Annotated in this window: 23 protein-coding genes; 18 read left to right on the top strand and 5 right to left on the bottom strand. The window is 42.7% G+C overall.

Annotated features, from left to right (window positions below; translation table 11 throughout):
- Positions 1-77: 77 nt before the first annotated feature.
- Together xylB and IEV74_RS13515 are read left to right on the top strand one after the other, a co-directional pair.
- A complete protein-coding gene (xylB, locus tag IEV74_RS13520) occupies positions 78-1577 on the top strand; it encodes a xylulokinase (RefSeq protein ID WP_188455901.1) in 1500 nt (499 codons plus the stop codon).
- 338 nt (positions 1578-1915) lie between these two features.
- Positions 1916-2722 carry an alpha/beta fold hydrolase gene (locus IEV74_RS13515; RefSeq protein ID WP_188455900.1) on the top strand — a complete coding sequence of 269 codons (807 nt, stop codon included), beginning with the start codon at positions 1916-1918 and terminating at the stop codon, positions 2720-2722.
- Positions 2723-2922: 200 nt separating this feature from the next.
- On the opposite strand, the gene IEV74_RS19880 is transcribed toward IEV74_RS13515, so the two are convergent.
- Together IEV74_RS19880 and IEV74_RS13510 are read right to left on the bottom strand one after the other, a co-directional pair.
- Positions 2923-3051 (bottom strand): hypothetical protein, encoded by a 129-nt coding sequence (locus IEV74_RS19880; protein WP_268233840.1) that lies wholly within the window; start codon positions 3049-3051, stop codon positions 2923-2925.
- A 50-nt stretch (positions 3052-3101) separates the two neighbouring features.
- Positions 3102-3887, bottom strand: a complete 786-nt coding sequence (locus tag IEV74_RS13510) for an HAD family hydrolase (RefSeq protein WP_188455899.1) — start codon at positions 3885-3887, stop codon at positions 3102-3104.
- Between the two features lie 388 nt (positions 3888-4275).
- On the opposite strand from IEV74_RS13510, the gene IEV74_RS13505 reads away from it, so the two are divergent.
- The 13 genes from IEV74_RS13505 (at position 4276) to IEV74_RS13445 (ending at position 17458) form a co-directional block, all read left to right on the top strand.
- Complete coding sequence (locus tag IEV74_RS13505; RefSeq protein WP_188455898.1) at positions 4276-4650, top strand: hypothetical protein; 375 nt, start codon at positions 4276-4278, stop codon at positions 4648-4650.
- Between the two features lie 140 nt (positions 4651-4790).
- Complete coding sequence (locus tag IEV74_RS13500) at positions 4791-5774, top strand: LacI family DNA-binding transcriptional regulator (RefSeq protein WP_188455897.1); 984 nt, start codon at positions 4791-4793, stop codon at positions 5772-5774.
- A 14-nt stretch (positions 5775-5788) separates the two neighbouring features.
- Complete coding sequence (locus IEV74_RS13495; protein WP_188455896.1) at positions 5789-6544, top strand: SDR family oxidoreductase; 756 nt, start codon at positions 5789-5791, stop codon at positions 6542-6544.
- A gap of 152 nt (positions 6545-6696) precedes the next feature.
- On the top strand, positions 6697-8019 hold the full coding sequence (locus IEV74_RS13490) for an ABC transporter substrate-binding protein (protein ID WP_188455895.1): 1323 nt from the start codon (positions 6697-6699) through the stop codon (positions 8017-8019).
- A gap of 87 nt (positions 8020-8106) precedes the next feature.
- Entirely contained in the window at positions 8107-9438 is a 1332-nt protein-coding gene (locus IEV74_RS13485; RefSeq protein WP_188455894.1) for a carbohydrate ABC transporter permease, read from the top strand.
- 12 nt (positions 9439-9450) lie between these two features.
- Positions 9451-10272, top strand: a complete 822-nt coding sequence (locus IEV74_RS13480; protein WP_188455893.1) for a carbohydrate ABC transporter permease — start codon at positions 9451-9453, stop codon at positions 10270-10272.
- Positions 10273-10326: 54 nt separating this feature from the next.
- Positions 10327-11409: a Gfo/Idh/MocA family protein gene (locus IEV74_RS13475; protein WP_188455892.1), complete on the top strand. Its 1083-nt coding sequence runs from the start codon at positions 10327-10329 to the stop codon at positions 11407-11409.
- A gap of 388 nt (positions 11410-11797) precedes the next feature.
- The gene (locus IEV74_RS13470; protein ID WP_188455891.1) at positions 11798-12022 is read left to right on the top strand and encodes a hypothetical protein; all 225 of its coding nucleotides are present in this window, start codon (positions 11798-11800) and stop codon (positions 12020-12022) included.
- Positions 12023-12063: 41 nt separating this feature from the next.
- The gene (locus IEV74_RS13465) at positions 12064-12783 is read left to right on the top strand and encodes a ThuA domain-containing protein (RefSeq protein WP_188455890.1); all 720 of its coding nucleotides are present in this window, start codon (positions 12064-12066) and stop codon (positions 12781-12783) included.
- Positions 12784-12795: 12 nt separating this feature from the next.
- Positions 12796-13815, top strand: coding sequence for a Gfo/Idh/MocA family protein (locus tag IEV74_RS13460; RefSeq protein WP_188455889.1), 1020 nt, complete (start codon positions 12796-12798; stop codon positions 13813-13815).
- Positions 13815-14855 carry a Gfo/Idh/MocA family protein gene (locus IEV74_RS13455; RefSeq protein ID WP_188455888.1) on the top strand — a complete coding sequence of 347 codons (1041 nt, stop codon included), beginning with the start codon at positions 13815-13817 and terminating at the stop codon, positions 14853-14855. Before IEV74_RS13460 ends, IEV74_RS13455 begins: the two co-directional genes overlap by 1 nt.
- Positions 14856-14886: 31 nt before the next feature.
- Positions 14887-15855, top strand: coding sequence for a sugar phosphate isomerase/epimerase family protein (locus tag IEV74_RS13450; protein WP_188455887.1), 969 nt, complete (start codon positions 14887-14889; stop codon positions 15853-15855).
- Positions 15856-16507: 652 nt separating this feature from the next.
- On the top strand, positions 16508-17458 hold the full coding sequence (locus IEV74_RS13445) for a nuclease-related domain-containing protein (RefSeq protein ID WP_188455886.1): 951 nt from the start codon (positions 16508-16510) through the stop codon (positions 17456-17458).
- 46 nt (positions 17459-17504) lie between these two features.
- Here the strand turns inward: IEV74_RS13445 and IEV74_RS13440 are convergent, their stop codons facing one another.
- A complete protein-coding gene (locus IEV74_RS13440) occupies positions 17505-18305 on the bottom strand; it encodes a hypothetical protein (RefSeq protein ID WP_188455885.1) in 801 nt (266 codons plus the stop codon).
- Positions 18306-18417: 112 nt separating this feature from the next.
- The gene (locus tag IEV74_RS13435; protein WP_188455884.1) at positions 18418-19473 is read right to left on the bottom strand and encodes a C40 family peptidase; all 1056 of its coding nucleotides are present in this window, start codon (positions 19471-19473) and stop codon (positions 18418-18420) included.
- Between the two features lie 219 nt (positions 19474-19692).
- Here IEV74_RS13435 and motA point away from each other — a divergent pair, with 219 nt between their 5' ends.
- From motA to IEV74_RS13420, 3 genes are read left to right on the top strand one after another with little or no spacing between them, the layout of a single operon-like run.
- On the top strand, positions 19693-20496 hold the full coding sequence (gene motA, locus IEV74_RS13430; protein ID WP_188455883.1) for a flagellar motor stator protein MotA: 804 nt from the start codon (positions 19693-19695) through the stop codon (positions 20494-20496).
- Positions 20471-21241, top strand: a complete 771-nt coding sequence (gene motB, locus IEV74_RS13425; RefSeq protein WP_188455882.1) for a flagellar motor protein MotB — start codon at positions 20471-20473, stop codon at positions 21239-21241. Before motA ends, motB begins: the two co-directional genes overlap by 26 nt.
- Positions 21242-21262: 21 nt before the next feature.
- The gene (locus IEV74_RS13420; protein WP_188455881.1) at positions 21263-21724 is read left to right on the top strand and encodes a chemotaxis protein CheX; all 462 of its coding nucleotides are present in this window, start codon (positions 21263-21265) and stop codon (positions 21722-21724) included.
- Positions 21725-22061: 337 nt separating this feature from the next.
- On the opposite strand, the gene IEV74_RS13415 is transcribed toward IEV74_RS13420, so the two are convergent.
- Positions 22062-22577 carry a YkvA family protein gene (locus tag IEV74_RS13415; protein ID WP_229683191.1) on the bottom strand — a complete coding sequence of 172 codons (516 nt, stop codon included), beginning with the start codon at positions 22575-22577 and terminating at the stop codon, positions 22062-22064.
- Positions 22578-22923: the final 346 nt, after the last annotated feature.

The raw sequence follows: 22923 nt of genomic DNA, 5'->3' as shown, positions 1-22923 counted from the left end.
TTCTTAAAGCAGGTTTTTCAAGTGTGATTTCTAGGCTGAATGAAAGGGCCTAAATATAATATACGAGGGGTGTTGCGTTGAAATACGTAATTGGTATTGATTTGGGTACAAGTGCAGTTAAACTTTTGCTGGTAAATAAAATTGGCGATGTTGTACAGGAAATTTCTAAAGATTATCCATTAATCCAGGAAAAAACCGGGTATAGTGAACAGGATCCCAGGAGCTGGGTGGATCAGACAGTTGCAGGACTGTCTGATCTGCTAAAAGATTTTGATGGTAATAAGGAAGATATTGAAGGTATCAGTTTTTCCGGTCAAATGCACGGACTTGTTTTGCTTGATGAAAATAATGCCGTATTACGCAATGCAATTCTTTGGAACGATACACGCACGACTGAGCAATGTAAGCAGATTTACAATACGCTTGGTGAAGATCGCTTATTGGAAATCACGAAAAACCCCGCATTAGAAGGATTCACGCTGCCAAAAATACTTTGGGTGAAAGAGCATGAGCCAGCGCTTTATGCGAAGGCAAAAACGTTTCTTTTGCCAAAGGATTATTTGCGTTACAGGCTCACCGGCGAAATGCATATGGAATACTCTGATGCAGCTGGAACGTTGTTGTTGAATGTTCGTGAAAAGCAATGGAGCGGGGAAATCTGTGATCTCTTGGGAATTGATAGTGCGCTTTGTCCTCCTTTAGTAGAATCACATGCGGAAGTAGGGAAGATTACAGCGGAAATTGCTGCAGCTACTGGTCTTGCAGATTCAACTCCCGTATTTGCCGGTGGAGCAGACAATGCTTGTGGAGCGATTGGATCTGGAATCCTTGATGACGGGAAAACATTATGCAGCATTGGTACATCCGGTGTCGTTCTATCCTATGAGTCGGGTAATGATAAAGACTTTCAAGGCAAAGTTCATTATTTCAATCATGGTGCACCAAATGCATACTATACAATGGGAGTCACCCTTGCCGCTGGCTATAGTCTAAGCTGGTTCAAGGATGTGTTTGCTCAAGATGAATCATTTGAGGATTTAGTAGCTGAAGTAGGCTCTGTTCCTGTGGGGGCAAATGGCTTACTGTTTACGCCATATGTTGTAGGTGAAAGAACACCACATGCGGACGCAGCTATTCGTGCAAGTTTCATTGGCATGGACAGTTCTCATCAAAGAAAGGATTTTGTACGTGCTGTGATGGAAGGAATCACTTTTTCACTGAATGAATCAATCGATATTTTTCGTAAAAACGGCAAGATTATTGACACAATTGTTTCTACTGGTGGCGGAACTAAAAATGAAGATTGGCTGCAAATGCAGGCTGATATTTTCGATGCAAAAATTGTAAAGCTATCCAGTGAACAAGGACCAGGCATGGGGGCGGCAATGCTTGCAGCTTATGGCTGTGGCTGGTTTGATTCGTTGAAGGATTGTGCAGATGAGTTTTTGAAGGTTGATAAGGAATTTTTACCGAACCGCGATCGTGTGAATGCATATAAAAAACTGTTTGCTATTTATCAGGATGTTTATGGGCAGACGAAAAATTTAAATAAGCAGCTTTTGGAATATCGTAAATAGTATATGAGGCTGGAACATAACTAAATTGTTTAACCCAAAGCCGAACATTTCACCATACTACAGAAGGAAATACACGGAGACTCCTGCGGGATGAAAAGCCTAGATGAGACTACGTAGAGCGATAGCTCAGAGTAGGCTCAGGGGCAGCCCGCGGAAAGCGTAGTGTATTTCCGTAGCGGTATGTATGCTCCAACTATGTTCGGATTTTATTTTGGTTAAAACACTTTTGTCCCAGGCTCATTTTTACATGGGTTATTATTGTAATATTCAGTTATAATTACTGCGATTAAACATAGAATATAGCGCTATCTAATGCAATTTAGAAAGGAAGGGATACGATGCCATATGCAGAACTTGATTCACAAACAAAGCTTTATTATGTTGAGCAAGGGAAAGGTCAGCCTGTTATATTCATTCACGGTGTGATGATGAGCAGTAAATTTTTTCATAAACAAGTTCCATTCTTTAGTAAAAAATACCGTACCATCACACTGGACCTTCGAGGGCACGGGCAATCATCTAAGGTGGAACATGGTCATACTGTTGCACAGTATGCCAGGGATATTAAGAAATTCATTGATTTGCTGGAACTGAAGGACGTTATCTTAGTTGGCTGGTCAATGGGAGCATTCGTGTTATGGGACTATGTGAATCAGTTTGGAACAGAAAATATTAAGGCACTAACGATTGTGGACCAATCCCCATCAGATTACATATGGCCAGGATGGGAATTTGGTGCATTTGATTTCGACGCCATTAAAGGGGTTATGCAGGCGATTCAGGAGGATCAAAATGGTTTTAACAGTGAATTTATTTATGGCATGTTTAAGGAAAAGCCTGATCCAGAAGACCATGAATGGATTTTAGCTGAAATGAATAAGCTACCAGCCTCCATTGAGAGTACAATCGTATTTAATCAGACTGCAGTTGATTATCGGGAATCTTTGTCTAATGTGGATATCCCAACATTGATTTGCTTCGGCAGTGCTGGATTTTTCCCGGTTGCAGCAGGGGAGTTTATTCAACAGCGGATTCAAGGATCTAAATTAGTCGCGTTTGAAAATAGCAGTCATCTGTTATTTTTGGAAGAGACGGAGAAGTTCAATCTAGAGCTAGACAGGTTTTTTATAGAGCGTGCGCAGTAATCGCAGGACGAAGTGCGATATTATAGGGTAAGCGGGCAATATGATGGGCTGACCGTGTGAAAATATAAGCTGATGTGCGATAATGAGATCTAATCGCGCAACACTAAGTACCAAATGCGTAACAATGCCTCTTTATAAAAAACTAATTCCAAAATGTGCATTTGGGATTTTATAGAGGAGCAAACACTCCTCTATAAAATCTATTTCTTTTTAAGATGCCTTAGATATCCCATCGATGCTGCATAGGCAGCGGTTCTTGCCGGAATTCCTTTTTCCATTAAACGTTCTGCGGTTTTTTCAATTTTTTCACCGGCACCTTCTATTTTCATGATTAGACCTCCCTTCACACTAAATTATTTGCATCAGGAGGATATCTTATTTAATCAACTAAGCCTAAGCTTTTCAATCCATTGAAAATCCCGGATTCCTCAACGGTTGCAGTTTTGTTTTTTGCATAGGCAAAAAGTTCAGGATCTGCATTCCCCATTGCAAAACCTTCTCCGACTGCTTGAAGCATTTCTTTATCATTCATCCCATCCCCAAAGGCAATTGCATTTTCTTTGGGGATATTTAAACGCTTGAGTACTCGATTGATCGCTTCACCTTTATTAACAGTTTTGCGGATCACATCGTAGCAGTTCTGAGCACCTTCAACATTTACATGGGAGAGATGGATGTCTGTCTCAATTTCATATAATTCAGCCTGTTTAATGTTTAGCTTCATGACCGTTGCCCCCAGGACACGATTAGTAATCTCAGGTGTAAACGTATCATTGTATGTCATTTGAAATGTTTCGATAAACTTCCTTACCTCAGGTGCGTCTGGGGATGTAAAATAGTTTGTATTATCTGTATACAGGACCATTTCATGATGATTACGCCGGGCAACCTTCAAAAATTCCTCAATCGTATTTTTATCCATCGGCTCTTCAATAATGGTTTCATTTTGGTAAATTGCAAGTGCACCATTATAGCCGATAAATGAGTCTACCCCAAGTTCTCCAGCGAGTTCCCTGATTTCGTGTATTGGCCTTCCGGTTGCCAGAAAAACTTCTATTCCCTTCTCTTGCAATTGAATAATCGCTTCTTTTGTTGATGCAGTATAGGTGTGATCGGGTTTCAGGATCGTTCCATCAATGTCTAGAAAGAGTATGCTGTAATTCATGTTTGTCTCCTTTTGTCTAATAATGCTATATCTGAGATTTTACCATATTGAGACATAACATGGCGAAAAAATGCTTTTTGGTACTTCAAAACATTTATTGTGCCATTTCCCGGGAAATATTTTGGTGGAATGCAGGGAATTATGTTGGAATTGTAAAACTGGAGGGTATATTAAAATTTTTTCTGAATAGCATAACTCATTTTTCTTCCTAATAGCTGCTATTATTTTTTATTTTTGTCTAAGGGGAAATAGAAATTTCATTGGATTCCAGTTGTGCAAAATTAAATTTTAGCATGTTGCATGATTCTATTAAAAAAACTATTCTATTGTCATAATAAAAAATGTTAAAATAAAAACAGGAAATTTTTTTATTGGAGGTGAAAGGATATTGGATAAGGAATTTAAAGAATCATTTGATAAAATTTTTGATCGATTAGACGGGGTAGATAAAAACATCGAACAAATGAATGTGCGCTTTGATGGAGTAGATAAAAATATTGAGCAAATGAATACCCGCTTTGACGGAATAGATCATAATATCGGTGAAATAAATAATCGTCTGGACAAAATGGATGGCCGGTTTGATACGATAGAAAATGATGTGAAGGATGTAAAAGCTGGTCAGGAAAGAATGCAGAAAAATATAATTGCAAGTCTGGGTGAATACACGGATAGGATTGTCAGCCATTTTGATGATAGAACAGAGGCATTAAATAAACGTACATTTGCGGTGGAAACAAAAATTGAGCGTCTTCATAAGTAATAAATTTAAAGAACGTCCTATGGTTCTTTTTTTTTGAAAAAAATCAATATTTACAACTTCATACAAAAAGCTCATTGACAAAAAATTCATATAATATTAGGATTATTGTAATCGTTTACATGATGAAAGAAGGTAATTCCATGGCAACTATCCATGAGGTCGCCCAAAAAGCAGGGGTATCTGCTGCTACTGTTTCAAGGGTGATAAACAATCGAAATACCGTGTCAGATAAAACGCGAATAAGGGTGGAGCAGGCCATCCATGATCTGGAATATGAGCCAAGTGTGCTCGGCCGGAATTTGCGGAACTCAGAAAGCAGGCTGCTTCTAGTATTAATTCCAAGTATTTCAAACCCTTTTTATTCGGAAATAATTAATGGCATTGAGGACACTGCAATTGCCCAAGGGTATAATATTCTTCTTTGTGAAACGGATTCAAACCCCGACAGAGAGGCAATTTATTTCAATATGATCAGGAACAGACTGGCTGATGGAATCATATCGATGGATCCAACCGTTAACAAAGAGAAGTTAATTGAATTAGCCAATACATATCCGATCGTTCAATGCAGTGAATATGAAAAGGATGGCAGTATTTCGTTTGTCACAATTGATAATGAATTAGCAGCTTATCAGGCTGTGAGGCATTTAATTAAATTAGGTCAGAAAAAGATTGCACTTATCAATTCGGATGAAAAATTTTTATATGCCCGTGAACGCAGGCAAGGATATGAAAAGGCGTTAAGGGAGTTCGGATTGCCGATTAAACATGAGTGGATCTATATTACCGACCAATTAGGGTTTCAAAGCGGACAGCAAGCGATGCGAGTGCTGTTAAATCTTGATGACAGGCCGACTGCTGTATTTGCTGTCTCCGATATTCTTGCTATTGGAGCATTGAAGGAGATCAATATAAATGATCTGCGGGTTCCACAGGATATAGCACTTGTCGGATTCGATAAAATCAGCTTTTCAAATATGACGCATCCAACACTGACCACTGTAGCACAGCCGATGTATAAGATGGGGTGCTTATCCGCAACGATGCTCATCAATAAAATTAGAGGCAAGAGAGTGGACAACATTGTGATGGATCATGAACTTATTATTCGCGAATCTACATAGGGAGGGTGCTGGAATTGAAGAAGTTAGCAAATCAAGTTGCAGTCGTAACTGGTGTGGGCCATAGTAACGGAATTGGTGCTGCGGTATGCCGTACATTAGCTGCAGAAGGGGCTGCTATATTTTTTACGCACTGGAATGCTGGTTCCGTATGGCCAAAAACGTTTCAAAAAGAACTAACTGATTTGGGTGCAAGGTATGAACATTTGGATATCGATTTATCCCAATCAGACGCGCCTGACTTGATCCTTGATGATGTCACGGAAAAGCTAGGTGAACCAACTATATTGATTAACAATGCTGCACATTCTTTACGGGATGGATACTTGCAGCTTGATGCGAAAACATTGGACGATCATTATGCTGTAAACATGAGGGCAACGCTATTGCTTAGTGTGGAATTTGCTCGACGGCTTCAAAAGTCTGGCAACATTTCAGGCAGAATTGTTAACATGACCTCTGGACAAGGCAAGGGGCCGATGATTGAGGAATTGGCATATGGTGCAACAAAGGGTGCGATATCAGCATTCACACTTTCGTTATCAGCAGAGGTTGCTCCATTGGGTATTACAGTTAATGCAGTAAATCCGGGGCCGACAGATACGGGTTGGATGTCTGAAAAAACAAAGCACATGCTAAAGCCGAAATTTTTAATGGGGCGCATTGGTTTGCCGAATGATGCTGCCCGGTTGATTGCGTTTCTGGTAAGTGATGAGGCTGAATGGATTACAGGACAGGTAATCGATTCGGAAGGTGGGTTCTTAAGGCAATAATATTTTGGTCAACAAATTTTTTTAATTTAAAAGTTATTGACAAGATTAATAATTATTGTATAATAGGACCCATAATGAAATCGATTTCATTTATTAGAAAATTTCAACCACTTATGGTGAGGGTGGAATCGATACAATAAGGGGGAGTTACATTGAAGTTGTGGAAAAGTGCACTAGGTATCTTTTTAATTGGCGCGTTGGCAGTGTTTTTGGCTGCATGTAGTAATTCTGATTCAACAACTGAGCAAGATAACCCTGACGAGAATACAGACACAGAAGAGGCAAGTGATGAAAAAGAGGAAGAAGTAACGATTGTTTACGCACGTGGTGTTGATACAACAGGTTCTAATGAATTGATCATCGAAGCGTTTGAAAAGGAGCATCCGAACATAAATGTAGAGTTTCGTGAAATGCCAGCAGACACGGGGCAATATCACGACCAACTTGTAACCGCTTTCAGTTCACAGAGTTCTGAAATTGATGTGTTCAATGGAGATGTTATCTGGCCGGCTGAGTTCGCCCAAGCTAACTACGCGTTGGAGCTTGATCGTTTCATTGAACGGGATGGTATTGATATGGCTGCCTATTTCCCTGGAACTGTTGCATCTGCTACTTTTGATGGAAAACAATGGGCATTACCGCAATTTACCGATGCGGGTGTATTTTATTACAGAACCGATATTGTAAAAGAACCGCCAAAGACATGGGACGAACTGATTGAACAGGCAAGCAAGCTCAAAGGGGAAGCAGGAACAGAGTTTGGCTACATTTTCCAATCTGCTCAATATGAAGGTCTGATATGTAATGCAATTGAATTTATTGCTTCCTATGGCGGGCAGGTTGTTGATGAGGATAATAATGTCGTAGTCCATAGTCCTGAAACTGTAAAAGCGATTAAGAAATTGCAGGAAATTGTAAATTCCGATTTTGTTCCGGATAATATTTTGAACTTCCAGGAAACGGAAACCGAAAATGCCTGGATTGAGGGCAAATCAGTATTTGCACGTAACTGGCCATACATGCAAGCATCTTCGGCTGATGAGGAAAGATCCAAGGTTGTTGATAATGTAGCGATGACAACTCTTCCAAGCGGGGATGCAGGCAGTGCTTCAACATTAGGCGGCTGGATGACCATGATCAACCGTTATACGGAGCATCCGGAAGAAGCATGGGAATTCGCTAAATTCCTTTCAGGTCCTGAGGCACAGAAGATTGCCGCTACAGAGGGCGGCCGTGCACCTACTTTAAGAGATCTTTATAACGATGCTGATGTTAAAGAATCAAGTGCATTGTTCGCGAACCCGGATTTTGTTGAAGTTTTGGAAAATGCGGTATCACGGCCAGTATCACCGATATACCCTGAAATCTCAGATATCATGCAAATTGAGTTATCAAAAGCATTGACTGGTGACCAATCTGCTGAAGACGCAGCTAAAAACATGCAAACAAAAATTGAAGCAGCGATGAATGAATAATGAGATGAACGTTTGAAAGCAAGATGGGCGGAAACTCTCATCTTGCTTTTCTTTTAAATCGAAGCCTTAAACACGAGGGGGTTCATGATGGGAAATAGGAAGAAACCGCGATTTCAATTGAATGAAAAACAGCTTGGCTATGCGATGGTTATCCCATCTCTTATTCTAGTTATTGTTGTGGTGCTGTGGCCAGTTGCCCAATCGTTCTGGAACAGTTTGTTTGATTACAGGCTGAATGATCCGGCGCGGTCCCAATTGATGCTGAATTCCAATATTGATTTGGAAAATTACGTTGATAATTATTTTTATATTAATAATCAGCTGGAGGATCTAGAGGGCAAGGCTGAAAAGGATGAAGCGAAAAGCACAATTGCTTCGATAAAAGAAGGCGTAAACAAGTATCATACGAAGCTGATCAGCAATGAAGAAATTAAGGCAAAAGTGGAAAAAGTGGATGAGCTGCTGATGAATTTCAAACCAGTTACCAATCCGGAATTGAAGTATACCGAGGTTGATAACGACCTAGCAGCAGATTATCGAAAAGCACTTAAATCGTATGAAGAGGATCTGACTGCTATTGCTGAATCCTCAAGCGATGAGGAAGCGGGACAGAAATTCCAGCAGACTGCGGATTTAATTGGATCGACGTCTGAAACGATTTTGGAGTCTAACTTCATTGGTTTAGCTAATTATGGCAAGTATTTGAAGGATAAACGGATGTGGAATTCAATCTGGAACACAACCTTTTTCACCGTTGTATCGGTAGCGCTGGAATTGGTACTTGGTTTAGGAATTGCTTTGCTTATTAATCGTGCGTTTAAAGGAAGAGGACTTGTTCGGGCATCGGTGCTTATTCCATGGGCGATCCCTACTGCCGTCGCCGCGATGATGTGGGGATTCTTATATGATGGGCAATCCGGAATTGTGGGACATTACTTGGAGGTGCTGCATATCATCCCGGATGCATCCTGGCTCTTGTCCACATCAGAGGGTGGAATGTTTTCGATCATATTAGCTGATGTCTGGAAAACAACGCCATATATGGCACTTCTGCTTTTGGCCGGCTTGCAGACGATACCGAATTCGTTATATGAAGCATCGGATGTAGATGGCGCCAATAAAATGCAGCAGTTTTGGAGTATTACGCTGCCATTGCTGAAATCGTCTATATTAGTTGCATTGCTGTTCAGAACGTTGGATGCCTTCCGTGTATTCGACCTCATTTACGTGTTAACTGGAGGAGGACCGGCGAATGCAACAGAGTCGATTTCAATCTATGCGTATAAAACATTGTTCGCCCAGCAAAATTTTGGTGAAGGTTCGGTGCTTTCGGTCATTGTATTCCTATGTGTGGCGATCATTAGTTTTGTTTACGTAAAATTAATCGGTTCGGAATTATTTGCAGGTCGTACTAAATGAGGAGGGCAGTGAATGAATAGACGAGCAGGAATTGGGTTTTATGTGTTTTTAGTGGTGTTTGTGTTTCTTGTAATGTTTCCATTTATCTGGGTGTTTCTGACATCGATAAAGGCTCCCGGTGAAATATTCTCATCGTTTAAATGGTTTACCAGCAATCCGTCACTCGAGTCGTACGAAGCTGCACTTACGAATCGGCCGCTGCTTCGCTATATGTTAAATAGCTTTGTCGTATCAGCGCTGACAACGGTTTTGGCATTAGTATTTGCATCGTTAACATCCTATGCCTTGACAAGGCTGCCGATTAAAGGAAAAGGGCTGATATTGGGTCTCGTTCTTGCGGCATCGATGTTTCCGCAAATAGCAATTATTTCGCCAATGTTTAATTTGATTACGGATCTAGGCTTGCGTAATAGCTATTTGGGATTGGTGATTCCGTATATTACGATCAGCTTGCCTTTAGCTATTTGGATTTTATCAACGTTCTTTCAAAAAATTCCGTTCGAGCTGGAGGAGTCGGCTAAACTTGACGGAGCAAGCCCTTTTCAAACGTTTCGAAAAATTATTTTTCCACTCGCTGCACCTGGAGTGTTTACGACGGGGATTTTAGTATTTATTGCAGCATGGAATGAGTATTTGTTTGCGTTAACGATTAACAGTGATGACTTATGGCGCACGGTCCCTGTTGGAATATCAATGTACCAAAGCCAATATTCGATTCCGTGGGGAGATATTTCGGCTGCAACGGTTATTGTGACGATTCCTATTGTTATATTAGTGTTGCTTTTCCAGCGAAGGATTGTTTCAGGATTGACGTCAGGGTCTGTGAAGGAATAATGCAGGAGTATTATGGTCTGGTAAAAATTATTTAGGAAAGCGGGATGATTGGATATGCCGGAGAATGTAAAGGTTGGGATTATCGGCTGCGGGGGAATTGCCAATGGAAAACATCTCCCAAGTTTAGCAAAGCTTAAACAGGTTGAGCTCGTTGCCTTTTGTGACAGCAAGGTGGAAAAGGCGCATAAAGCTGCGGAGGACTATGGTGTTTCCGGGGCTAAAGTTTATGCGGATTACAAGGAACTGCTGCATGATTCATCAATAGAGGTCGTGCACGTGTGTACACCGAACATATCGCATGCAGAAATTACGATTGCTGCACTAAAGGCGGGAAAACATGTCATGTGCGAAAAACCAATGGCAAAAACGTCCGAGGAAGCAAGGCTGATGGTAGAAACAGCTAAGATGACCGGGAAAAAGCTGACAATAGGCTATAACAATCGCTTCAGACCCGACAGTCAGTATTTACACAAGACTTGCCAGCGAGGTGATTTAGGAGAGGTATATTTTGCAAAGGCACACGCCATCCGCAGGCGCGCTGTTCCAACGTGGGGAGTTTTCCTTGATGAGGAAAAACAAGGCGGCGGTCCGTTAATCGATATTGGCACACATGCACTGGACCTGACGCTATGGATGATGGATAACTACAAACCGAAGTCTGTGATGGGGTCAACATTTCATAAACTTGGTAAACGGGAGAATGCGGCAAATGCATGGGGCCCGTGGGATCCGCAGAAGTTTAAGGTTGAGGATTCTGCGTTCGGATTTATCACGATGGAGAACGGCGCAACCATTGTGCTTGAATCCAGCTGGGCATTGAATTCACTCGATGTCGATGAAGCGAAATGTTCATTGAGCGGAACAGAAGGCGGCGCAGATATGAAGGACGGATTACGGATTAACGGAGAGAACTTCGGCAAGCTGTACACAACTAACGTGGAATTGGATGCAGGCGGGGTTGCATTTTACGATGGGGATGAAGAAAGTGATGCAGAGCTTGAAGCACGGTTGTGGATTGAAAGTATTTTGAATGATACAGAGCCGGTTGTAAAACCAGAAGAAGCACTCGTTGTAACACAGATATTGGAAGCGATTTATGAATCTGCACGGACGGGAAGAGCGGTTTATTTTGAATGATGGAGGATGAGTGTTACTCGGGCGAGGGGCGCTGTCACTCGAGCGAGGAAGAGCGTCACTCGAGCGAGAAGCGTCGTCACTCGAGCGAGAAGCAGTGGAACTCGAGCGAGAAGCGTCGTCACTCGAGCGAGAAGCAGTGGAACTCGAGCGAGAAGCAGTGGAACTCGAGCGAGGAGCAGTGGAACTCGAGCGAGAAGCAGTGGAACTCGAGCAAGAAGCAGCCGGACTCGAGCGAGGAGCAGTGGAACTCGAGCGAGAAGCGCTGTCACTCGAGCGAGAAGCGTCGTCACTCGAGCGAGAATCAGTAGAACTCGAGCGAGAAGCAGTGGAACTCGAGCAAGGAGCAGTGGAACTCGAGCGAGAAGCAGCCGGACTCGAGCGAGGAGCAGTGGAACTCGAGCGAGGAGCAGCAGAACTCGAGCGAGAAGCAGTGGAACTCGAGCGAGGAGCAGTGGAACTCGAGCGAGAAGCAGTGGAACTCGAGCGAGAAGCAGTCGGACTCGAGCGAGGAGCAGCAGAAGTCGAGCGAGAAGCAGCCGGACTCGAGCGAGGAGCAGCAGAAGTCAAGCGAGAAGCACCCAAATTCGAGCGACAATCCATAACCACCACATAAACATAAACAGTAAAATACTTAAACAAGGAAGTGTCAAAGAAATGAAGGTAACTGTATGGAATGAGAATCGGCATGAGAAACAAAATGAAACAGTTGCGGGGATTTATCCGAATGGGATTCATGGTACGATTGCGGCGTTTTTGCATGAAAGTGGGTTTGATACGCGGACGGCAACTTTGGATGAGCCTGAACATGGATTGACGGATGATGTGCTGGCTGAGACTGATGTATTGGTTTGGTGGGGGCATAAGGCGCATGAGGAAGTGAAGGATGATATTGCTGAAAAGGTGAAGCAGCGTGTTTTGGATGGAATGGGATTGGTTGTATTGCATTCCGCCCACTTTTCTAAGGTATTTAAAAAGCTGATGGGTACATCGTGTGATCTTAAATGGCGGGAAGCGGATGATCGGGAGCGGATCTGGGTGGTTGATCCGAGTCATCCGATAACTGAGGGGCTTGGTGAGTTTATAGAATTGGAAAAGGAAGAAATGTATGGGGAGCACTTTGATATACCTGCTCCTGATGAATTAATTTTTGTAAGCTGGTTTGAGGGTGGCGAGGTTTTTCGCAGCGGGGCTACTTTTAAGCGTGGGAAAGGGAAGATTTTTTATTTCCGTCCTGGTCATGAAACGTATCCCACGTATCATAACAAAGAAATCCAGCGTGTGATTACGAATGGCGTGAATTGGGCTGCGAATAGGAATACACCATCTCCAACGTATGGCAATCGCAAGCCATTAGAGAATATTTCCGACAAGTAGGAGGGGAAAAGCATGACGAAATTACGTGTTGCCGTTATTGGCTGCGGGAGTATTGCGAAAAATAGGCACTTAGTAGAATACAATAGCAATCCTCATGTTGAAATTGTTGCAGTGTGTGACATTGTTGAAACGAGGGTGCAGGATTTTGCCAATTTGTATCAGGCAAATGCCTATACTAGCTATGAGGAATTGCTTGAGGCGGAGAAGCCTGATGCGGTAAGTGTTTGTCTGCCGAATTATCTGCATGCAGCTGTTTCGATTGCTGCATTAAATCGGGGCTGTCATGTTTTGTGTGAAAAGCCAATGGCAACCTCCCGTGAAGAGGCAGAACAAATGATTGAAGCGGCACACAGAAACAATAAAAAACTCATGATTGGGCATAACCAGCGTTTTGTGGCATCCCATAAAAAGGCAAAGCAGTTAATCGAACAGGGTGATGCTGGTAAAATTTATAGCTTTCGGACGACTTTTGGGCATGGCGGTCCTGAGGGCTGGAGTGCTGATGGCAGGAATAGCTGGTTTTTCAAGAAGGATCAAGCCTTTATCGGTGCGATGGGAGACCTTGGTGTACATAAGGCCGACCTGCTTCGTTATCTATTAAATGAGGAATTCACTGATGTGGCTGGCTTTGTGGAAACGAATGCGAAGGAAGGCACAGATATTGACGATAATGCTGTCTGTATTTTAAAAACAGAAAGCGGTGTGATTGGAACACTGGCGGCAAGCTGGGCATACACAGGCAAGGAGGATAACTCTACTATTATATATGGTGAGAATGCGACACTGCGTTTGGAGGATCACCCGGATTTTTCGTTAATTGTTACTTATAAAAATGGGGAAGTTGTGAACTATGAATTAGGCGCCATTCAATCCAATGATGAAGGCGGTCAGACAACGTCACATGTGATTGATCATTTTGTTGATTGTATTTTACATGACACAGAACCGTTGATAAATGGGGAAGAAGGAAAGAAATCGCTGGAGGTTATTCTGGCAGTATTAGAATCCAGTAAGGCAGAGAAGGTAGGATAATGACGAAAATACGAATGGGATTAATTGGTGCAGGCGGAATTGCGCAGGACAGACATATTCCGGCATACCTGAATTTACCGGAAAAGTGTGAGTTAACAGCGGTGCATGATGTCAATGAAGCGCGTGCACGGGATGTAGCGGAGAAGTTCAATATTCAACATGTGTTTCAAAACTACCATGACATGTTTGAGGTAGTTGATGCGGTAACAATCTGCACTCCGAACAAGTTTCATGCGGAAATATCTGTTGCAGCACTGGAAGCAGGTGTTCATGTTTTGTGTGAAAAACCTATGGCCATTACAACTGCGGAATGCGAACGGATGATTGACGCATCCAATAAATCGAACAGGCTTTTGTCCATTGCCTACCATTACCGTTACACGGAAGCATCCCAGGTAGCTAAGCAGGCAGTTTTGAAAAATGAAATTGGCGAGCCATTGGTGACTAGGGTTCAGGCATTGCGCAGACGAAAGGTACCGGGCTGGGGAGTTTTTACGAATAAAGAACTGCAGGGCGGTGGAAGCTTAATCGATTACGGCTGTCACTTGCTTGATCAGGCACTCTGGTTATTGGGAAATCCAGTGCCTGTGGAAGTGATGGGAATGACTTATAACCGGCTAAGTAAAATTCCGAATCAAATCAATGATTGGGGAACCTTTGACCATGAAACGTTCGACGTTGATGATCATGTATCAGGATATATTACGTTTCAAAACGGAATGTCCCTGCTGCTCGAATGTTCATGGGCAGCGAATATAAAAGAAGACACAAAGCATGTAAGCATTTCCGGGGTGGACGGCGGTTTAAACGTTTATCCATTTGAGCTTTATCAGCCGAAACATGGCACGTTTATGGAAAGCTTTGCAAAGGCAGAACATGATGAACGAAAGGCAGGATTTGTCCAGGCGGAGAATTTTGTTGACAGCTGTTTGGGGAAAGCAGACCTAGTCGTAAAGCCGGAGCAGGCGCTTACCGTTTCAAAAATTATCGAGGCTATATATAAAAGCAGTGAAACGGGAACGAGCGTAAGAATTATGTGAAAGGAAAAAATTTAAGCGGGAGTGAGTGTAGATGAAACTAGGAGTATTTACTGTTTTGTTTTCGGAAAAATCATTGGATGACATGCTGGATTATGTGCAGGATGCAGGATTGCAGGCCGTTGAAATAGGCACTGGGGGAAATCCCGGGAACGCGCACTGTGACCTGGATGCATTATTGGAAAGTGAAGATAAGCGAAAAGAATATCTTGACAAAATTCATTCGCGCGGGCTGACAATCAGTGCGTTCAGCTGCCATGACAATCCGGTATCGCCAAACAAAGATGTAGCAAAAAACGCACACGAAACGTTTGTCAAAACCGTTAAATTGGCGGAATTGATGGATGTTCCTGTGGTCAATACATTTTCTGGAGTACCAGGTTCCAATGAGGAGTCACGGTATGCAAATTGGCCGGTCACACCTTGGCCAACGGAGTACTCGGATATTTTTAAATGGCAATGGGAAAACAAGCTCATCCCATACTGGAAAGAGCAAGGACAATTTGCCAAAGACCACGGTGTAAAAGTCGGTTTGGAGCTGCACGCAGGCTTTCTTGTCCATACACCATATACCATGCTTAAATTACGAGAAGCAACCAATGATGCAATCGGAGCCAATCTCGACCCAAGCCATCTATGGTGGCAAGGGATCGACCCAGTTGCAGCGATTAAAATTCTTGGCAAGGAAAATGCCATCCACCATTTCCATGCCAAGGATACGTACATCGACCAGGACAATGTCAACATGTATGGACTGACCGACATGCAGCCATATTCCAACGTGCAAACCCGCGCATGGACATTCCGCTCAGTAGGCTACGGTCACAGCAGCCAGGAATGGTCCAACATTGTCAGCGCACTCAGAACATATGGCTATGATTATGTGATCAGCATCGAGCATGAGGATCCGATCATGTCGATTGATGAAGGGTTTAAGGCAGCGGTTAGGAATTTGAAGGGAGTTAATATAGAAGAGTCTCCAGCGGATATGTGGTGGGCTTAAGGTGCTTTGTGTGCTTGGGGGCAGGTTGAAATGGCATTTAGGCGCGCGATTATGTGCAACGAACGCGCGAAAAACTTGGTGGTGCTTGGCGTTACTTGGATTAAACCTGATTAACCGAGATAAGCGCGCAATACCTGGGACTGATCGCACAATGACCCCTGATAAGTGCGCAATGCATTAAAGTGGCCGGTACGTGATAAGTAACATGGAATTTTATGAGGTTCGTATTTATTGGAAATCACGATGAGTTAGACTTAAACGATTAATTCAGTCAAAATTTAGCTAAATAAAAGGTTCTCTGCACTTGCAGAAAACCTTTTATTTTATCAATAACCAGTTCTAATTTAAATGCGCAGATTATGGATTCAATGGGAATTTTGTATTATAATTTTATTTATATAATGGATGTTCATTTTTTAACATCTTGGTTGTTGATAATTTTAAAAGGGGTGTATCGTATATTGGGAATTCGTTGGAGGCAAAGGTTTGATAACTTTGAACGTTCTTATAATCTGTTAAAAAAGTATTCGAGTCAACCTATTAATACAGAATTAGAAACGAGGAGCTTAGCATATTGACACAATTGGCAAGGGAATAGACTGTGAGGGTAATCCTTAATAAGTCTAATACAATTAATTAAAAGGAGCATGCAATGATTATCAAAAAACGTAATAAACCACTACCTCTTCAAAAGCTTGATGCAATTATTCCACGATTATCACCACAATTTAAAAAACTCTCTGACATGCAGCACGAAGCTGCCAATCGATATAAAGGATATATCGGAGAGCAAAAAGTTGATTATCATCTCGATCTGCTCCCCGGAAACCACACGATACTCCACGATGTTTGCTTAGCAGTTAACGGGAAGACCTTCCAATTAGATTCCGTGATCATTACACCCCATGCCATTTTTCCAATTGAAATTAAGAATTTTGATGGAACTATTACCTTTGATACAACCTTCAAACAATGTATCCGCAATAACGGCGATATTGATACAGGGTTCCGCTATCCCATCACACAAGCTGAAACCAGCAAGCTCAAACTCACCAACTGGCTGCATGAACACAATTATCATAACATTCCTGTACATTATTTAATTGCGATAAGTGAACCTTCCACCATTATTAAAGTCAATGGAGACAAGCAGGCTATTTCCGAGGTGGTGATGCATGGCGAATATATACCTATGAAGATAATAGAGATAGATGAAAAATATGCACATGGCGGTCATAAAAGGATGGAGAACCGGAGAATAGGGGAAATGATTCTACGTGCGTGTCGTGAATTTGATATTGATATATTACGGAAGTACGGTGTTTTGGAGAAGGATATAGTTACAGGGGTGCAATGTCCTGGATGTGGACGGTTAGGGATGAAGCGCATTTATAATAATTGGGAGTGCAGAACATGCGGTATCCGCTCGAAATATGCTCATAAGCGCGCGTTGAATGACTATTTATTGCTGATCAGACCATGGATAACTAATTCAGAGTGTATGCGGTTTTTACAATTATCCTCTAGAAATACTGCCACAAGGGTATTAAAAAGTTCAGATCTAAATTACGATAGCAGGAGTAAGAGGTGGTATAGGAATTAATTGATGAGTATATTGCAGCCTGCACCTCGTCTGAGCGAGATGCTGTTCACTCGAGCGAGGATGCACCGCACTCGAGCGAGAACGCGCTGAACTCGAGCGAGAACGCGCCGCACTCGAGCGAGAACGCGCCGCACTCGAGCGAGAACGCGCCGCACTCGAGCGAGAACGCGCTGCACTCGAGCGAGAACTTGCTGAACTCGAGCGAGAACGCGCTGAACTCGAGCGAGAACGTGCTGAACTCGAGCGAGAATGCCCCATACTCGAGCGAGGATGCACTGCACTCGAGCGAGAACGCCCCATACTCGAGCGAGGATGCACTGCACTCGAGCGAGAACGCGCCGTACTCGAGCGAGAACGCGCCGCACCCGAGCGAGAACGCCCCGCACCCGAGCGAGCCCGCGCCGAACTCGAGCGAGCCCGCGCCGCACTCGAGCGAGCCCCCGCTGAACTCGAGCGAGAACGCCCCACACTCGAGCGAGAACGCGCCGCACTCGAGCGAGAACGCCCCGCACTCGAGCGAGCCCGCGCTGAACTCGAGCGAGAACGCGCTGCACTCGAGCGAGCCCGCGCCGCACTCGAGCGAGCCCGCCCCGCACTCGAGCGAGCCCGCGCCGCACTCGAGCGATAACGCGCTGCACTCGAGCGAGAACGCGCCGCACTCGAGCGAGCCCGCGCCGCACTCGAGCGAGCCCGCCCCGCACTCGAGCGAGCCCCCGCTGTACTCGAGCGATAACGCGCCGCACTCGAGCGAGCCCGCGCCGCACTCGAGCGAGGATGCACTGCACTCGAGCGATAACGCGCCGCACTCGAGCGAGCCCGCCCGCACCCGAGCAAGCCATAACTCCACACGAGCCCCCCATCACCACCAACAAAAAAAGACTCCAGCCACATGCTGGAGTCCCTAACCGGCCCTTTATAAAATTTAACCAAAAGCCGGCTTTTCATAAACCTAATACATTTTAATAAAATCGCTTATACCCGTCAAAATGCTTGCTCCAATACGAGCTGCTCAGGCTGCTGATTTGCACGCCGCTTGATCCTGCATGAATAAATTGATTTCCGCCTAAATAGATTCCTAGATGGGAGATGCCGGATTTATACGTATTTTCAAAGAATACGAGATCGCCGGGTACTGGCTTGTTTACGTAGAATGAGCGGTTGTAGTATCCTCCGCTGGACAGGCGGCTAATGCTCATGCCGGCCTTTTTATACGTATAGTAAATAAATCCGCTGCAGTCGAATCCTGCTGGTGTGGAACCGCCCCATTGATAGTTTACGCCAGACATGCTTTTGGCAACGCTGATTAGCTTGTTAACATTGTAGTCAACATCGGCTGGTGCATCATTAGACCCGGCACTTGATCCTGAGTCTGCAGCAGCACCATCACTGCCGATATTTAATTTTTGGCCGATTAGGATTAAATCGGAGCTCAAGCCATTCCATTTCTTCAATTCAGACACTGTCACGCCATTTCGTGAAGCAATTCCTGATAGGGTGTCACCTGATTTGACAGTGTACACCTTTGCTGATCCTACCTGTTCCTTAGGTGGTTTGCTTGTATTTCCGCCATTATTCGAGCTTGAATCGGAACTGGAACCTGATCCTGCACTCACCTTAAATACGTTCCCTGGATAAATCAGTGTCGAGTCCAAGTTATTCCACTTCATCAAATCTGCTAATGAAATATTATGTTTAAATGCGATTCCGCTTAATGTATCGCCTGGTTTTACTGTATATGTAGTAGTTTTATTGTTAGTAGATGCATTATCAGCAGGTTTTGTTGACGATTGTTTTTTATCTGTTTCCAATACCTGATTCGGGAAAATAATGTCGTTTGATAGATTGTTAATGGACTTTAATGATGCAACACTCGTGTTATATTTCTGTGCGATGGACCATAATGAATCTCCACTTTTAACCTTATACGACGCTGCCTCTGCTTCATCAGCAGCTACAAATGCCGATGCAATTATTGCACTTGCGGTTACTGAAAAGAACAACTTTTTATTCGCCAATTTTCTTATTCCTCCCTCTATTCTATATAGTGAACTTCAGATTTCTACCATTATAGCACGAAATTGGAAAAAATTAATAGTTAAATAGAAAAATATATACAAATACATAAAAACTGTCGAAATCTGTATAAAATTGCCTCATTACTATTCAGATCGAGCTTGAATTTGCCGATAATGTAACTATCAAACTATGCATTAAACTGCAATGGGGGTTACGAAATGGATAAGGCGTCAATAATCGGAATTTTGCTTGGGATTATCGGAATTGGAGCAGGGATGATTTTAAAAGGAGTAAGTCCTGCTGCGATCATTAACCCGGCCGCATTATTGATTATTCTGCTTGGGACTGCGGCATCTGTGTGTATCGCATTTCCGATGAGTACGTTAAAAAATGTACCAACATTAATAAAAATTGTTTTTTCCAAGGAAAAGAATAGTAGTATGCGTGAAGTGATTGGTGTTTTCTCAAGGCTTGCCGAACGCAGCAGAAGAGAGGGAATTCTGTCACTTGAAAGTGAACTGGGAAAATTAAACGACAGTTTCCTTGCCTCGGGTTTGCAATTGGTCATCGATGGACAGACACCCGAATTTATTAAAGAAGTCATGCTGGAGAAAATTGATGCGATGGAGGAGCGCCATCAAAAAGGTGCATCCATTTTTTCGCAGGCGGGTACCTATGCACCGACATTAGGAGTGCTTGGTGCGGTAATTGGACTGATTGCAGCACTCAGCAATATGGATGATACCGAAGCCCTTGGTCATGCGATTTCCGCGGCGTTCATTGCGACAATGCTCGGGATTTTCACGGGATATGTGCTGTGGCATCCGTTTGCAAATAAGCTGAAGGAAAAATCGGAGAACGAGGTCCGCATTAAATTAGTGATGGTTGAAGGTGTATTGTCGATCACTAATGGCGAATCTCCGCAAATTGTTAAGGAAAAATTGAGCTCGTATTTGCCAGCAAGGGAATTGGAAAAAATGGCGATGGAGGGTCAAGATGAAGCGGAAAAAGAAGCGCAATAAAGTACATATAAATGAATCATGGCTGCTTCCATATTCAGACATGCTGACGCTTCTTGTCGCACTGTTCATCGTCCTGTTTGCAATGAGTGAGGTCGATGTGGAGCGGTATAAGGAGCTGTCGCAAGTGTTTAAAAATGAATTCTCTGGCGGCAATAACATTTTTGAGCATAGTGAAAGCAATGTTGAGATGCCAGCAAAAACACCAATTGACCTGGAGAAAGATGAGGAAGATAAGGAAAAAGATGAGGATAAGGGCAACCGTGAGCTTGAGGAATTAAAGGCGGTTCAGGAGCGGATTAATTCTTATATAAAAGAGAATGACCTGACACGTGAGCTTGGCACAAAATTGACCAATGAAGGCCTGATGATTACGATTTCCAATGATGTCTCGTTTGATTCTGCGAGTGCCGAGGTGAAGCCTAAGGGTGAGGAGATCGCCAAGGAAATCTCTAAATTTCTTTATTCCGATCCGCCACATCAAATCGTCATTAGCGGGCACACTGACGATAGACCGATTCATAACGAACAATTTGCCTCCAACTGGGAGCTGAGTGTTATCCGTGCGGTGAATTTCATGAAGCTCGTATTAAAAAATGATGATCTTGATCCAGAGAAATTCAGTGCAAAAGGCTATGGGGAGCATCAGCCGGCAGCGCCAAACAATAATGACGAAAACCGTCGGAAAAATCGCCGTGTTGAAGTGCTGATTTTGCCAAATCATAAAATAAATACGGATGAACTTTAGTAAAGGAAGGAGTGTGAACCCATGACAATTACAATGGATAAAAGGAATAAAATCGTTAAGGATTTATTAAATGGCACGTATGTATCACTGAAAACAGTCGTGCCGATCAAGCACGAAATATCAAAGCCCCAACTATTGGGAAAAGCACTGCATACAAATTTTGGCGTTCTAATTGGCATTACCGGAGATGTAAGAGGCAAATTGGTTTTGTCAGGCGATACGGCAGTGTTCGGATCTATTGGCGAGAAAATGTTTGGCATGCCGTTAGAAGGAGAAATGCTCGCGTCGTTTAGTGGGGAGCTGGGAAATATGCTTGCCGGCAGTCTTTCCACCAACATCGTAGAGGAGGGAATTAATACGGACATTACCTCACCAACGATCATTCAGGGCGACACGTCATTGTCAGGGTATAGGCAGGCGCTTCATGTGACGGTTGGATTTGATGCGGTGGGGGATATGGATATTTATTTGTTGTTGGATTGAGAATATTGCAAAATACTCTTTATTGTGAATGGAAATCTTACCTAAGTGGGTTAAAGTGAAAAATACAATACGGATTGTAAAATAGTTTAGCATCCACATTGTATTTTTTTATTCGTGAATTCCGCTAACAATTTAGCAATTTCCTGTTCTTCTCATTCAATTTCTTCAGCAGAGCTAATGGGCAGACCTTCTGCTTTGGTACTGTATTCGGTTTATGAAATACTAGAATTTAATAAAAAATAATTCCTAGATACTTGTAAAAGATAAGGTTTGGGTGCTGTCACCCAAACCTATAGGAAAACTCTATTCCCTCATACCATAAAAAATCAAATATGACCTAAAAAACAGGTTTCAAACTTTCATCAATATCCTTATCATCATAATTTTCTCCAAAAAGCTTTTTCATTCTTTCGTGTGCTTGTCCTTTTATATCATCATCTATATGAGAAATTACTTTATAAAGTGCGTAGACTATCACCGCAAGATCATCTCCAAATCCTACAACAGGAATAAAGTCTGGAATTGCATCAATAGGTAATATTAAATATCCAAGTGCACCAGCAATAGTTAACTTAGCCTTCTTTGGTGTCTTAGGACTTTTGAATGAATAGAACAATAGAAGACTGTAGTAGGTAATCTTCACACCCATTTTCTTGGAAAACTTCAATGTCTTTTTATAAAATTTCTCTTCAGAAAAATGCTCTTGATTCTTTTGTGTTTCTCCTTCAGGATTAACATTTTTTAGTTTGTTACTGTAATCATTTTGTTGTGAATTATGTTCGCCTTTTTCCTCAGTATCCTTTTTCGAATGAAACTTATTTAACATTTTATTGCTATCAATCTTTTCAGACAATATAGTCACTCCTAATATTTTTCTTAATACTAATTGTAATATAAAAAATAAAATAGTGCTAAGTTGGGCTATTAGATCATCCACCCGCGGAGGCATAAACCCGTTGCCCCCACTACTTTATAGGAACTACACTTAGATGATGCATTAGGGAGGAAGTAATCAGTAATCCCCTGTTCTACACAGCTTTAACCGAATTAAACTAATGCAGTAACGTATCAAGTAAAATCAGAACTGAATCGACCATCCTCACATTATCATCTCCAACTATGCCACAAAACAGCATGGCATAAAAAATCCTAACAATTAATACTATTAATTCTAAACAATGCTAAATAGGACAGTGCTA

The sequence above is a fragment of the Virgibacillus oceani genome, assembly GCF_014638995.1.
In the GTDB taxonomy this organism is placed as follows: Bacteria; Bacillota; Bacilli; order Bacillales; family Amphibacillaceae; genus Virgibacillus_E; species Virgibacillus_E oceani.
The sequence above is the reverse complement of the archived record's forward strand: the minus strand, read 5'-3'. Positions and strand labels throughout refer to the sequence as shown.

Excerpts from the sequence above, each read along its gene's own strand:
- IEV74_RS13460 (WP_188455889.1), top strand. The coding sequence starts at position 12,796 with ATGACGAAATTACGTGTTGCCGTTATTGGCTGCGGGAGTATTGCGAAA.
- IEV74_RS13455 (WP_188455888.1), top strand. The coding sequence starts at position 13,815 with ATGACGAAAATACGAATGGGATTAATTGGTGCAGGCGGAATTGCGCAG.
- IEV74_RS13480 (WP_188455893.1), top strand. The coding sequence starts at position 9,451 with ATGAATAGACGAGCAGGAATTGGGTTTTATGTGTTTTTAGTGGTGTTT.
- IEV74_RS13420 (WP_188455881.1), top strand. The coding sequence starts at position 21,263 with ATGACAATTACAATGGATAAAAGGAATAAAATCGTTAAGGATTTATTA.
- motB (WP_188455882.1), top strand. The coding sequence starts at position 20,471 with ATGAAGCGGAAAAAGAAGCGCAATAAAGTACATATAAATGAATCATGG.
- IEV74_RS13500 (WP_188455897.1), top strand. The coding sequence starts at position 4,791 with ATGGCAACTATCCATGAGGTCGCCCAAAAAGCAGGGGTATCTGCTGCT.
- IEV74_RS13515 (WP_188455900.1), top strand. The coding sequence starts at position 1,916 with ATGCCATATGCAGAACTTGATTCACAAACAAAGCTTTATTATGTTGAG.
- IEV74_RS19880 (WP_268233840.1), bottom strand. The coding sequence starts at position 3,051 with ATGAAAATAGAAGGTGCCGGTGAAAAAATTGAAAAAACCGCAGAACGT.
- IEV74_RS13485 (WP_188455894.1), top strand. The coding sequence starts at position 8,107 with ATGGGAAATAGGAAGAAACCGCGATTTCAATTGAATGAAAAACAGCTT.
- IEV74_RS13465 (WP_188455890.1), top strand. The coding sequence starts at position 12,064 with ATGAAGGTAACTGTATGGAATGAGAATCGGCATGAGAAACAAAATGAA.
- IEV74_RS13475 (WP_188455892.1), top strand. The coding sequence starts at position 10,327 with ATGCCGGAGAATGTAAAGGTTGGGATTATCGGCTGCGGGGGAATTGCC.
- motA (WP_188455883.1), top strand. The coding sequence starts at position 19,693 with ATGGATAAGGCGTCAATAATCGGAATTTTGCTTGGGATTATCGGAATT.
- IEV74_RS13510 (WP_188455899.1), bottom strand. The coding sequence starts at position 3,887 with ATGAATTACAGCATACTCTTTCTAGACATTGATGGAACGATCCTGAAA.
- IEV74_RS13450 (WP_188455887.1), top strand. The coding sequence starts at position 14,887 with ATGAAACTAGGAGTATTTACTGTTTTGTTTTCGGAAAAATCATTGGAT.
- IEV74_RS13445 (WP_188455886.1), top strand. The coding sequence starts at position 16,508 with ATGATTATCAAAAAACGTAATAAACCACTACCTCTTCAAAAGCTTGAT.